This is a genomic window from Acinetobacter sp. YH12132 (assembly GCF_013418645.1).
Taxonomy (GTDB): Bacteria; Pseudomonadota; Gammaproteobacteria; order Pseudomonadales; family Moraxellaceae; genus Acinetobacter; species Acinetobacter indicus.
Window position 1 is genome coordinate 22,418 of record NZ_VPBR01000010.1, and the last position, 14,025, is coordinate 36,442.

Genomic DNA, 14,025 nt, shown 5'->3' on the forward strand with positions numbered 1-14,025 from the left:
TGGCTCACCTTTTACAAAGGGGGACTTCCACGGTCCATATTATAAAAAATGGGTTCTCCTCCCTTTTTTAAAGGGTGAGAAGCATTGCTTCGCAAGGGAGGGATTGTTCCTTTATATTCCCTTCTCCCTTTGGGAGAAGGTTAGGATGAGGGGGCTTTTAATATTTCACCTCTCCCTAACCCTCTCCTGAGAGGAGAGGGAACCTAAGGAATTAAACCACCAAATTCACTAACTTATTCGGCACCACAATTTCTTTCTTGGTTGGGCCAGTCAAGAATTGTTGCACTTCAGGCAATGCTTTCGCTTGTGCCAAAATGTCATCTTTCGATGCATCGACAGACACTTCAAGTTTGCCACGAAGCTTACCATTCACCTGAACCACGATGGTTTGGGTATTACGTGTTAATGCAGATTCATCCACAGTCGGGAATTGAGCAGAGGTTAACTCAATGCCAAACTGAGCCAATAAAGTCTGGCTTAAGTGTGGTGCAAATGGTGCCAGCAAAGTCAGAAGTGTGGTGATGGATTCACGAGCCACAGCCACGTCATTGTCATCTTTCGCTTCAAACTTGTTGTTTGCATTTAGAAGCTCCATCATCGCTGCAATGGCAGTGTTAAATGCATGACGACGTTCGATGTCATCACCCACTTTTTGGATGGTTTCATGGGTTTTACGACGTAAGTCTTGCGCTGCTGTAGAAAGCGCAGCTTTGTCGATGTTTGATGCATTGTTGCCTTGTTCAAGGAAACCAGTTGCCAAACGCCATACACGTTTCAGGAAGCGGTTTGCACCTTCAACACCAGCATCAGACCATTCTAAAGATTGATCAGGAGGGGCTGCAAACATCATGAACACACGAGCCGTATCTGCGCCGTATTGGTCAATAATCGCTTGCGGGTCGATCCCGTTATTTTTCGATTTCGACATTTTTTCTTGGCCGCCAACAATGACGTCTTGACCATCACCTTTGTATTTCGCAGACGTGATACGACCTTTTTCGTCTTTTTCAAGTTCGATGTCGGCAGGGTTGAACCAAGTTTTCTTACCTGATTCAGACTCGCGGTAATAAGTATCGGCAAGTACCATACCTTGTGTTAACAAGTTGGTGAATGGTTCGTTGCCTTGTACCACGCCTTCGTCACGCATCAATTTGTGGAAGAAACGTGCATATAACAAGTGCAGAATCGCGTGTTCCACACCACCGATGTATTGGTTCACAGGCAACCAGGTTTGACCCGCTTCAGGTTTCACCATGCCATCTGTAAAGTCTGGAGAAGCATAACGTGCATAGTACCAAGAAGATTCTACGAAGGTATCCAATGTATCTGTTTCACGACGTGCGTCGCCACCACAGCATGGACATTTGGTTTCGTAGAACTCAGGCATTTTATTGAGTGGGTTACCTGAACCATCAGGCACAACATTAGTCGGAAGTACAACCGGAAGTTGATCTTCAGGCACTGGCACTTGACCACAAGTGTCACAGTTGATCATTGGAATTGGACAACCCCAATAACGCTGACGAGATACACCCCAGTCGCGTAAACGGAATTGAACTTTGACATTGGCAAGACCTTGTGGTTCAAGTTTTGCCAAGAATGCATCAAATGCACCCTGGAAGTCTAAACCGTCAAACTCGCCTGAATTAACCAGTTTGCCTTCTTTCGAGCCGTACCATTCTTGCCATTCAGTTGCGTCAAATTCCGCATCATCTGCGCCTTTGGCATCAATCACTTGTTTGATGGTGAGGCCATATTTATTGGCAAATTCGAAGTCACGTTCATCGTGTGAAGGCACTGCCATCACCGCACCTGAACCGTATGACATCAGCACATAGTTTGCGATCCAAACAGGAACTTCTTCACCAGTCACAGGGTGTTTTACAGAAAGACCTGTTGCCATGCCTTTCTTCTCAGCAGTGGCAAGATCCGCTTCTGCAACTGAACCCATACGACATTCTTCGATAAATGCAGCAAGTTCTGGATTCGTTTCAGCTGCTTTAAGCGCCATCGGATGTTCTGCTGCAATAGCAACATAAGTCACACCCATTAAGGTGTCGGCACGTGTTGTGAAGACTGTTAAGCCATCTGCATACACGTCTGGATTCGCTGAAGGGAAAGTAATTTCCATACCCTGTGAGCGACCAATCCAGTTACGTTGCATGGTTAACACTTGTTGTGGCCAACCGTCTTTCAGCGTGTCTAAATCGTCCAGTAATTCTTGCGCATAGTCAGTAATGCGGAAGTAGTACATTGGAATATCACGTTTTTCAACCAATGCACCTGAACGCCAGCCACGACCATTTTCAACCTGTTCGTTGGCAAGTACGGTTTGATCCACTGGATCCCAGTTCACCGTTGAAAGTTTACGGTAGATCAGACCTTTTTTATAAAGCTGAACAAATAACCATTGTTCCCAGCGATAGTATTCTGGTGTACAGGTTGCAAATTCACGATCCCAGTCAATCGATAGACCAAGTTTTTTCAACTGATTACGCATGTAATCAATGTTTTCAAAAGTCCATTTTGCTGGTGCAACCTGGTGTGCAATCGCTGCGTTTTCAGCAGGTAGACCGAAGGCATCCCAACCCATCGGTTGCAGTACAGTTTCGCCTTTTAAGCGGTGGAAACGGCTGATCACGTCACCAATCGTATAGTTACGCACATGACCCATATGCAGTTTGCCACTTGGGTAAGGGAACATCGAGAGGATATAACGACGTGGACCTTCTACAGTGTCGGCAACTTTAAAGGCTTTACGAGTTTCCCAGTCGCTTTGGACTTGAGGTTCAATCGCACTGGCTTGATATTCAGGGTCAATATGAGTAGTCATAAACGGATTAATGAATTACGGTTAAAAGTTTGTTGCACAGCATAGCGCAAAATGCAGCGAAAAGTGAATTTTGCGCGGCGGTTTCTGCTGGAAAAATTTAACTGATCGGGCCAGAGCAAGCAGAAACTTAAAAAACTTGCGGATTGGCACGTTCCTGTTGGGCTTGCTGCAGGGCAGCATTGGCTTCACGTTGCTGTGAATCCATCTCGGGAGCGGTTGCTGGCGTGTTCGCTGTCTGTGCTGTGGTTGGACTGTGCGTATTATTCGCTGCCGCCGTTTGCGCTGAAGTCGTTGGGGCAGAGTTGCGCCAGCCGTAAGTATCGACTTTGCCGTGTTTCTTGGCATTTTTCGGTGGCGGGGTGGTGGTGTAATGGGTTGAACCATTGGCATCGACCCATTTGTAGTACTGTTTGGCCATCACATTGGCGCTGGCCAGTGCGACTACTGAACATAATCCCCAAGTTAAAATAGAGCGATTCATCTTGTTATCCTCATGCTGTATTCAGCTGATCAATCTGCGCGGTTATCTTAGCAATAATTGGCGCCAAAGTTGATTAATTTTTAGGCTGGAAGATGAAAAATAACAGCATGAATCTGCGCCTGAATATCCTCGACTGTTGTATCTGAAATAACCATTTTACTGCTACAGAATGATCCATTTTGATGAGTGAATTATAAATAAACGATTTTTTATTTAATAAAATTCATTCATTTTTTTTATGTATTTTATATTTAAAATTTATGTGAAATAAAGGCAAACACATGAAATATCATGTTTTATAACGGAAATTTAAATTTTTCTATGTAATGCTTGAAAACCAGATATGTTTAAAAAACAGGCACACAGCCAAGTTTAGGAAAAAAGCCAATTTTTAAACTTGACTTTAGGGGACGAAACTACAAAAATGCTGTCTTTAGTTTTATATGCCTTAGATCGATCACCCTTCGAATAAGTGTCATGTCATGCAATGGGCAACTTCTCTAGCCGAGAAGCTGAACAAAGCTGTGAAACGTGTTTATCCCAACATGTTTTTAGATCTCATATTGCTCAATCAGCAATCAGATCACAAATTTTTCCTATTGCGATGAAAACTATGAAATATGTGTGCTATAACAGTGCAACAATGAATTAATGAAACGCTGCAAATGCCTCCCATTTCGCAGTGATTAAGATTAGGGTGAATCACGTTGGAACTTTTATCTGGTGGTGAAATGCTCGTTCGTGCATTAGCGGACGAAGGCGTTGAACATGTATTTGGATACCCAGGCGGCGCCGTTTTACACATTTACGACGCGTTCTTTCAACAAGACAAAATCAATCATTACCTTGTGCGCCATGAACAGGCAGCAGGCCATATGGCTGATGCTTACTCGCGCGTAACCGGTAAGACCGGTGTGGTGCTTGTGACTTCAGGTCCAGGTGCAACCAACACCGTTACCCCAATTGCAACAGCCTATATGGACTCCATTCCAATGGTGATTCTGTCAGGTCAGGTTGCTTCTCATTTAATTGGTGAAGATGCGTTCCAGGAAACCGATATGGTGGGGATTTCCCGACCAATCGTAAAACACAGTTTCCAGGTGCGTCATGCCAGCGAAATTCCATCAATTATTAAAAAAGCATTCTATATCGCGTCATCTGGCCGTCCTGGTCCGGTTGTGGTTGATATTCCAAAAGATGCGACCAATCCGGCAGAAAAATTTGCCTACGAATATCCTGAAAAAGTGAAGATGCGTTCGTATCAACCACCACATCGTGGTCACTCAGGTCAAATCCGTAAAGCGATTGATGAACTGATTCATGCCAAACGTCCAGTGATTTATTCAGGCGGTGGTGTGGTGCAGGGCAATGCCGCAGCACAGTTAACTGAGTTGGCGCATATTCTGGGTTATCCTGTGACCAATACCTTAATGGGCTTGGGCGCATTCCCGGGTGATGATCCGCAATTCATCGGCATGCTCGGTATGCACGGTACCTATGAAGCCAACATGGCCATGCACAATGCAGACGTGATTCTGTGTGTCGGTGCGCGTTTCGATGACCGTGTCACCAACAACCCGGCAAAATTCTGTCCGAATGCTAAAGTCATTCATATTGATATTGACCCGGCAACAATTTCTAAAACCATCATGGCGTACATTCCAATTGTGGGCGCAGTTGAACCTGTACTCCAGGAGATGCTGGTACAGCTGAAACAGATGAATGTGTCGAAGCCAAATCCTGAAGCGATTGCAGCATGGTGGGAGCAGATCAATGAATGGCGTAAAGTTCATGGTCTGAAATATGAAAAGCCAACTGATGGCACCATGAAGCCACAACAGGTGGTTGAAGCTTTAGATAAAGTGACCAATGGTGAGGCCATTATTACTTCTGACGTTGGTCAGCATCAGATGTTTGGTGCGCTTTACTACAAATATAAGCGTCCACGTCAATGGATCAACTCGGGTGGCTTGGGCACCATGGGTGTAGGCTTACCTTATGCAATGGCTGCGAAACTGGCGTATCCAGACCAGCAGGTGGTGTGTATTACTGGTGAAGCATCCATCCAGATGTGTATTCAGGAACTGTCGACCTGTAAGCAATACGGTTTGAACGTGAAAATTCTGTGCCTGAACAACCGTGCCTTGGGTATGGTAAAACAGTGGCAAGATATGAACTATGAAGGTCGTCACTCAAGCTCATATGTAGAGTCTTTACCTGACTTTGCCAAGCTGATGGAAGCGTATGGTCACGTGGGAATCCAGATTGACCATGCCGATGAGCTTGAATCGAAGCTGGCTGAAGCCATGGCCATCAATGATAAATGCGTATTTATTAACGTGATGGTTGACCGTACTGAACACGTTTATCCGATGCAGATTGCCGGTCAGTCCATGAAAGATATGTGGTTAGGAAAAGGGGAGCGTACAGAATGAGACACATTATTTCCGTTCTCGTTGAAAACGAAGCTGGTGCGCTTTCTCGTTTAGTGGGCTTGTTCTCTCAACGTGGTTATAACATTGAGACGCTGAACGTAGCACCGACTGAAGACCCGACTTTGTCACGTTTGACACTCACTACTTATGGTGATGACCACAAAATTGAGCAGATTACCAAGCAGCTGAACAAGCTGGTTGAAGTGGTCAAAGTGGTAGATTTGTCTGAAGGTGCGCATATTGAGCGTGAACTGATGCTGATTAAAGTCAAAGCACTGGGTTCAGCACGTGATGAAATCAAGCGTACTGCCGATATTTTCCGTGGTCAGGTGGTCGATGTGACACCAACGACCTATACCATTCAAATTGCCGGTACCACAGAAAAGCTTGATGGCTTTATTGATGCGTTGGCTGAGAACACCATTCTGGAAGTGGTGCGTTCAGGCGTATCGGGTATCGCACGTGGCGAAAAAGTTTTAACTATTTAATTTAACAACGAATTCATCTCTCCCGGCTGGGAGAGGCGCTAGCAAGCTGAATAAAGAAATTGCCCTAGCGGACAGGAATCAAAAGCATTTAAGCGGAGACAGCAATGCAAATTTTTTACGATAAAGACTGCGACTTATCTATCATCCAATCTAAGAAAGTAGCGATCATTGGTTACGGTTCACAAGGTCACGCGCACGCGCTTAACCTTAAAGATTCTGGCGTTGACGTAACTGTTGGTTTACGTGCTGGTTCAGCTTCTTGGAAAAAAGCTGAAAATTCAGGTCTTAAAGTTGCTGAAGTTCCTGCTGCAGTTGCACAAGCTGACGTGGTGATGATCTTGACTCCAGACGAGTTCCAAGCGCAACTTTATCGTGACGTGATTGAGCCAAACATCAAGCAAGGCGCAACTTTAGCATTTGCTCACGGTTTCTCTGTTCTTTATAACCAAGTTGTTCCACGTGCTGACTTAGACGTAATCATGGTTGCACCTAAAGCACCTGGTCACACTGTACGTTCTGAATACCAACGTGGTTCAGGTGTTCCTGACTTAATCGCGATTCACCAAGATGCTTCTGGTAACGCACGTAACCTTGCACTTTCTTACGCTTCAGGCGTAGGTGGTGGCCGTACAGGTATCATCGAAACTTCTTTCCGTGAAGAAACTGAAACTGACCTGTTCGGTGAGCAAGCGGTTCTTTGTGGTGGTGCAGTTGAACTGGTTAAAATGGGCTTCGAAACTCTGGTTGAAGCGGGTTATGCGCCTGAAATGGCTTACTTCGAATGTCTACACGAACTTAAATTGATCGTTGACTTAATGTTCGAAGGCGGTATCGCGGACATGAACTACTCTGTATCAAATAACGCTGAATACGGCGAATACGTAACAGGTACTGAAGTCATCAACGAACAGTCTCGTGAAGCAATGCGTAATGCGCTTAAACGTATTCAATCTGGCGAATACGCGAAGATGTTCATCCAGGAAGGTGCTTTAAACTACCCATCTATGACTGCTCGTCGTCGTCAAAATGCTGCTCACGGTATCGAAGTAACTGGTGCTAAATTGCGTGCGATGATGCCTTGGATTCAAGCAAACAAAATCGTTGATAAAGAAAAGAACTAAGTTCTAATTTCTGAGCCAAAGAGCCCTTGTGTTTCACAGGGGCTTTTTTATGTCATTTAAAAATAGAGCTTACTGAGTTAAGTTAACTTCCGTGCCTTAAAGAAAAGAAAGCAGTGCTTTTCTTTCCTTGCACTTCACTCAGAACAGTGTTCTGAGCTTGCTCATACCTTGGATTCAAGCAAACAAAATCGTAGACAAAGAAAAGAACTAATTTCTCGAATCATTTGATTTGAACGCAAAGACCCACTCACTAGAGTGGTTTTTTTACATTTAATATTGTGTGCCTTGCTTCATTCAAAGGAGTGCTTTTCTTCCTTGTACTTCATACAAAACACTGTTTTTTACTTCTTACGCTTCACTTAAAGTGCTGCTTTGACGTCGCTGCCAGATCATCTGCCCCAAAAATAACTACTGTACTGAGTGAGATGGCTAATCACGCTGGGTCACTAAATTGGCTGAAAAATACTTTTATTTAGAAGAATTATTTTTTACTCAGATTAAAATCGAGTGAAAAATGAATAAATGCGAAAAAAGTAAAAAATGAATCAGGAATAAAACAGATTGGGCTGCTTTGGTTTTTTCTGATGGGGTTTATGTATTTTATTATTTCTCCCTAACAGTTTATTGAATAAGGCTATCCCTATTACTAAGTATTTTATATTTAAAATAACAATCAAACAATCTGTTTAAATTGTCAGGCTTCTTAAGAATATGTGAAATTTCAACTAATTTTTGGTGGAAAATTCCAATATTCTAGGGAAAACTAAAAAAAAGTGTAATAAATGTAAAGGAATGTTTATTAAGGGTATTTAATATTTCTTATAAAAAACATCTATTTGTTTTTATCTTAAAAAACTGGTTAGAAAAAAATTCCCTAAAAATAGTGACCCAAGTAGCAAGGAGAATTTGGGTCACCAAAAAAAGAGAATTAGTCCAAAAACAGTCGATTAAGCAAGAAAAATAATTTTAAAAAATAAATACTTAGCCTTGTGTGAAAAATCCAGTATAGATGGTTTTTTCTGTGGAATACCTACAATAAAAGGACTTGCTCAGGATCGGGTTTTAATCAGTCTAAAGACATTCTGGTTTGGGTAAGTGATTAGAAAAACGGTCTTATATTAAAGTTATGGAGAAACACGACATGTCTACATTAATTAAAACAGCTATGGCGGTATTATTTGCAGGTACTTGCTCATCAGCAATTTATGCAACAGAAGCTGAAACAGCTGGTAAACCAGGTGGTAAACATAACTGGAATAACTGTACAACTTTAGGTTGTGAAAAAGATATTCCAATTAAACTAGAAGTTCCAAAAAAATGTGAAATTAAAGGCGGATCAGCAATTGAGTTGAGCAAAGCCGGTGGTACCAAAACATCTAACTATACAGTAAGAAGTAATACTCACTATGTATTAAATATTACAACTGCAAACAATGGTACCAATGCAAGTACATATGTTAAGCATGAAGATGATGGCACAGTACGTATTCCAACTACAATCACAACAACAAAAACAGGTGGTGGTGCGATTGCTTGGGGTAGCAGTAACCATGCTGGTCTAGCAGATGATGTCTATACTGTTTCGGTTACTAACTCGGCAGTAGCTCCATTCCAGCGTGCAGGTACATATTCAGACACTTATAAAATCAAAGTGTTCTACTAATTTAGTGTTTCGCCTAACTTGGTCTTCGGACCAAGTTAGGCTTTTTCGTTATAAAAGCTGGGGAATAATATGAAAAAAATAATAGCCTTTTTAGTTTCATCGCTGTGTTATGCATCTGCAAGTTATGCAGGTGTTTCTATTGACCCGGTTCAGATGTATATCAACAGTCAGGCTAAACAAAGAACCACAACGCTTACTTTAGAATCTACAGATGAAACTGAAGCAAAAATTTTTGAAATTAAAGCCTTTAAATGGACGCAACAAGGCAATGGTGAGAATGTTTTGGTACCAGATGACACCCTTATTTTAAATCCCAAAAACTTTATTCTGCAGCCGAATGGCAAACAGACTATCCGTGTTGGTTTTAATCGTCCTTTAGAGTCGGTACTCACCGGTAATCAGGAGGGTGCATGGCGCATTCTGGTGGAAGAAATTCCACAGGCCGTGAAAGAAACTTCAGTTAACTTTCTGCTCAGCTTTAACCTGCCTTTATTTGTCGGTAAGCAGGAAGATACGAACGTTAAATTTAATATTGAGAATAACCGGCTGGTTGCACAAAATCAGGCCAATTCGCATGTTCAGATTAATAATTTGAAGATTGTTGATGCCAATAAGAAGGAAGTGTTTAAGGCCGATACTATGGCTTACTTATTGGCCAAAATGAATTACAGCTATGAGTTAAATGGAACCAAGATTGCAGATCCAAAAAAGTATACTGTCCAATTTTTTACGGATAAGAACGATAACATGGTGGAGCTTAAATTCTCGGACTAGCGGTATAGGGGGAATTTGCGATGAATATAAAAAATCGGTGGTTTATTGTTATTCATATTTTATTTAGCTTCGCAGCGAATGCGAATGAAAATCCGGTAGAAGAAAGTCTTGCCAATCTGTGGATTAATGAACTTGATCATCATACTGATATTATTTTAATCACAGAAGGGCAGCATTATTATATGGGTTGTGATGTGCTGTCCGAACGGCAAATTCAAGTGCAAAAGTTAAAGAAACATCAGCAGCGTGCGGATTTCTGTCTGGTCAGTGAAGGCGATATTCAAGCGGTTTTTGATAGTTCATCGCAGTCCATTAAATTAACCATCCCCAGTCACTATTTTCAATCCGATTTAAACGTTTTTAACCAGAAAGTGATTCCTGAAAAAGCCAGTTTTGGTGGCTTTATGAATTATGACTGGGTCTATGCCAACAGCGATTCAAATGAAGCTTATAGTGGTCTGGCCGAGTTGGGGATCTTTAAAGATTACTGGATTCTCAAGAATTCGGTGCTGTATCAGAATACCTCTGTTGAGGAGCAGGTAGTACGTTTAAATAGCAGTTTTGATCTGGAATTTCCAGAAAGCATGACCCGTCTAACCCTGGGCGATACCACAACAACCTATAACCCGTTAATTAATTCTTTGCGTTTTGCCGGCTTAAACTGGGGAACCAACTACACCGAGCGTCCAAGTTTTGTCTATTGGAATATTCCAACCTTACAGGGTAGCGCGCGTATTCCATCTACTGTTGAGCTGTTTATTAACGGGGTGAGCATTTATAGCCAGAAAGTCAGCCCGGGTGATTACATGCTGGAAACAGGGGCGCAAATTCAGCAGGCGGGTGATGCACAAATTGTAGTTGAAGATGTTTTAGGTAACCGCAGTGTGCAAACTTTTCCAGTGCTGGTCACTAACCGTTTATTACGTGATGGCCTAGATGAATATAATATTGCCTTAGGTAAGCTGCGTTATAACTACAATTTGGACAGTAGCGATTATCGGGATTTCTTTGTTAATGGCTTTTACCGCAGGGGGCTGTCTAACGCAACCACCTTGGGAACCAACCTGTCCTATAGTGAAGATATTCAGAATGCAGGGGTTATGTGGACTCAGGCCATTAGTAATATTTTAATTGTAGACAGTGTGGTCATGGCCTCGCATGATGACCGGAATCAGATGAACTATTCCTATGGTTTATCCGCCAGCAAAGATTTCGGGAATTTTTCACTGGGTGCCAGTTCCAAGTATACCGAACGGGATTTTAAGTTTTTAGGCGATGATCTGGACAATGTTTCGAATTATCCAAAATTTGAAAATCTGGTGTATTTAGGGCTGACCAATGTGCCTTATGTGCACAATATTAATCTGAACTATGCTGAACAGAAATACTATGATCATCCTGAATTTGAACAGCAGAACCAGCGGGTGATCAATGTCGGATTTAACCGGAATTTTGGACGCCAATTTGCTGTCGGGCTCAGTTATTTCAATGCCTTTGGCGATCGTAAAGATTCTGGCGGGATATTATCTCTTAGTTATAATTTTGATAATGATAAATCCGTCTATTTTAGTCAGTCTGCAGACCAGAACACCAACCTGCAGCTGGTAAAAAGTGACTCGAGTCAGGTCGGCTTTGACTATGCTGTCGGTGTGAATCATCGCAATGATGACACACTTTATAATGTAAATGGCCTGCTGAAAACCAAGGTGGGTGATCTAGATTTTTACCATGTTCAGGGCAAGGAAACGCGTGACTCGCAACTGGCTTATCGTGGTGCTATTGTCTGGCTGGGTAATCAGCTAAGTTTTACCAAAATTGTTGAACATGCTTTTGGTTTGGTCAAAGTCGGGGATTATCAAGATATTGATATTCTACGCTCACTGGTTTATGTCGATAAAACCAACAAAGACGGCTATGCCTTTGTGCATGACATTATTCCTTATGTGAAATACGACATTGCCTTTGATGAAAATCAGTTACCTATCGAAGATAAAATTCTTTATTCAAGTAAACAAATTACCGCGTTAAACCAGCGCGGCTACAAAATCAATTTCCCGGTTTTCCATGCTAAACAGGTTCGTATCCGGCCGGTAGATGTCCAAAATCGCAGTTTTGTACCGGGATCAGAGCTGCATATTAACAATGAAGGTGGCGAGGTTTATCCGATTGGTTCGGATGGAACGGTCACTTTATATGGCTTGATTCCAGGGAATTATAGTGTCCGGATTAAAACCCGAGAGGCGCAAACCTGTAGCGCTGTATTACAGGTTTCAGCTCAGGCACAAGATATAACTGTACCGGTTGAACTTGTGTGTAAATAAAAGGAGTAGGGGTGATGAAAGCGAGTGTACTGTTTTTAGTCTGTTGTATCAGCAGTCTGTCTCTGGCACATGCGAGACAATGCCAAATTGAGCGTTTAACGGCAACCCAATTGAATTTGAATGCCTCTTATTTAAGTCAGGCTGCGACTTCCTTTTCGGTGAATTGTGATAGTCGTTATGCTATTAAATTTAATAGCCGAAATCTGGTGAATAGTACAGGCAGCAGTTATCTGGTGAATGAGAAGAATTATAAGCTCAGAACCCAGATGAATATTAGTGGCGCCAGTTCTTCACGCTGGAATGTTCCGCTTAGTCAGGCCCCTACTGGTCAAGATAAATTTGTGGTGTTGGTTCAATTAATGGAACGTCCAACGGCAAGAACACCTGCCGGTGTATACCGGGACAGTCTCTATATTAATTTGATGTTTTAATTATGCTTTAAATATTGGAAATATCGAATATTTTTCCAAGCCTTTAACTAGGCGGGTGCAATACCACGAGTTTGATACAAGTATGAAATTAATTTCATGAATTTATCATAAAACTGCAAACTGTAAGGATTATGCTGGGCAGACAACAACAACAGAGGAATACGCGGATGTCAGCGTCTTCACGCACACTGGTATTAAAGTCGCCTAATATTCCTGAGAATTTTAAATTTTATTTTAAACAGGAAAAACAAAAAAACGCGATTAATGAAGTCATTGAAATTGAAGAGCTGGTGCGACCTCGTTTAAGAATTGCGTTAGTGACAGAAACCTGGCCGCCAGAAATTAATGGTGTGGCCAATTCATTATTACAGCTGTGCAAAGGATTGCAAAAACTGGGACACAAAATTCTACTGATTCGTCCTGAACAAAAACAACCTTGTACCGATTTTAGTCCCAACAAAGAATGTCTGGTCAAGGCGCAGTCTATTCCGAAATATGGTCATCTGCAGTTTGGCTGGCCACAGCTGTATAAACTCTCTACCGCCATGGATGAGTTTGAGCCAGATATCGTGCATGTGGTGACCGAAGGGCCGCTGGGTCTGGCTGCGTTACAGGTAGCAAAATCCAAGCAGATTCCGGTATCTAGCGGTTTCCACTCTGCTTTTCAGGACTTTAGCCGCTTTTTTGATCTGGCTTTTCTGGTCAAACCGATCCAGCGTTATCTGTGCTGGTTCCATAACAATACGCAACTGACCTGTGTACCCAGTACTGATACCGAGCAGTCTTTACGCCAGTTTGGTGTGGAAGGTCCACTGGTGGTCGTTGGTCGTGGGGTCGATGTCGACAGGTTCTCACCACAACATCGTTCAGAGGCCTTACGTTCACGTTGGGGCGCCGATGAACAGACCCGGGTCCTGCTTTATGTGGGCCGGGTGTCGCCAGAAAAAGAAGTGAACGTGGTAATTGATGCCTATCGGGCTATGCAGTCCATTGCCAAATATCCAACCAAGCTGGTGGTGGTAGGCGATGGCCCAGACCTGAAACGTCTGGAAGGGTTGAACACCGATGGCGAAGTCATTTTTATGGGCAGCTTAAGCGGGCAAAAACTGGCTGAAGCTTATGCCAGTGCAGATGTGTTTGTCTTTGCCAGCCAGGTAGAAACCTTTGGCAATGTGGTGCTTGAAGCCATGGCCAGCGGCTTGCCAGTCGTGGCGTATGACTATGCCTGCGCCAATTTGCATGTCAAGCAAGATGAAACCGGCTGGCTTAGTCCACTGGGTGATGTCGCCGGAATTATGCGTTCGATTTATCAGTTACCAAGCGCAAAAGTATTAAGACAGATGGGTAAAAAAGCCCGTGAATCTACCCAGCATATCGGCTGGCAATATCCGATCCAACAATTTGAACAGGCACTTTATCGGGTGGTGCAGGAGTCGCATATGACGACCTAGATTTTAAGCTCAAGCTTAAAGGAGAGC

At 42.8% G+C, this 14,025-nt stretch carries 10 protein-coding genes; 8 read left to right on the forward strand and 2 right to left on the reverse strand.

Translation table 11 applies throughout. The features are described 5' to 3' along the window. Window positions 1-211: 211 nt before the first annotated feature. Window positions 212-2,833: a leucine--tRNA ligase gene (leuS, locus tag FTU67_RS10485; protein WP_180061718.1), complete on the reverse strand. Its 2,622-nt coding sequence runs from the start codon at window positions 2,831-2,833 to the stop codon at window positions 212-214. A gap of 127 nt (window positions 2,834-2,960) precedes the next feature. Next, on the reverse strand, window positions 2,961-3,314 hold the full coding sequence (locus FTU67_RS10490; protein ID WP_005182363.1) for a DUF4124 domain-containing protein: 354 nt from the start codon (window positions 3,312-3,314) through the stop codon (window positions 2,961-2,963). Between the two features lie 707 nt (window positions 3,315-4,021). On the opposite strand from FTU67_RS10490, the gene FTU67_RS10495 reads away from it, so the two are divergent. The 8 genes from FTU67_RS10495 (at window position 4,022) to FTU67_RS10530 (ending at window position 13,998) form a co-directional block, all read left to right on the forward strand. Continuing rightward, window positions 4,022-5,749 (forward strand): acetolactate synthase 3 large subunit, encoded by a 1,728-nt coding sequence (locus tag FTU67_RS10495; protein WP_180061719.1) that lies wholly within the window; start codon window positions 4,022-4,024, stop codon window positions 5,747-5,749. Beyond that, a complete protein-coding gene (gene ilvN, locus FTU67_RS10500; RefSeq protein WP_005182370.1) occupies window positions 5,746-6,237 on the forward strand; it encodes an acetolactate synthase small subunit in 492 nt (163 codons plus the stop codon). The genes FTU67_RS10495 and ilvN overlap by 4 nt, the downstream gene beginning before the upstream one ends. Before the next feature lie 104 nt (window positions 6,238-6,341). Further along, a complete protein-coding gene (ilvC, locus tag FTU67_RS10505; RefSeq protein ID WP_005182373.1) occupies window positions 6,342-7,358 on the forward strand; it encodes a ketol-acid reductoisomerase in 1,017 nt (338 codons plus the stop codon). A gap of 1,141 nt (window positions 7,359-8,499) precedes the next feature. Next, complete coding sequence (locus FTU67_RS10510) at window positions 8,500-9,021, forward strand: hypothetical protein (RefSeq protein WP_180046244.1); 522 nt, start codon at window positions 8,500-8,502, stop codon at window positions 9,019-9,021. Between the two features lie 69 nt (window positions 9,022-9,090). Beyond that, the gene (locus FTU67_RS10515; RefSeq protein WP_016659537.1) at window positions 9,091-9,795 is read left to right on the forward strand and encodes a molecular chaperone; all 705 of its coding nucleotides are present in this window, start codon (window positions 9,091-9,093) and stop codon (window positions 9,793-9,795) included. A 20-nt stretch (window positions 9,796-9,815) separates the two neighbouring features. Beyond that, on the forward strand, window positions 9,816-12,116 hold the full coding sequence (locus FTU67_RS10520) for a fimbria/pilus outer membrane usher protein (protein ID WP_180061720.1): 2,301 nt from the start codon (window positions 9,816-9,818) through the stop codon (window positions 12,114-12,116). A 14-nt stretch (window positions 12,117-12,130) separates the two neighbouring features. Beyond that, window positions 12,131-12,547 (forward strand): hypothetical protein, encoded by a 417-nt coding sequence (locus tag FTU67_RS10525; protein ID WP_180061721.1) that lies wholly within the window; start codon window positions 12,131-12,133, stop codon window positions 12,545-12,547. A gap of 167 nt (window positions 12,548-12,714) precedes the next feature. Further along, a complete protein-coding gene (locus FTU67_RS10530) occupies window positions 12,715-13,998 on the forward strand; it encodes a glycosyltransferase family 1 protein (RefSeq protein ID WP_075167359.1) in 1,284 nt (427 codons plus the stop codon). The last annotated feature ends 27 nt before the right edge of the window (window positions 13,999-14,025 follow it).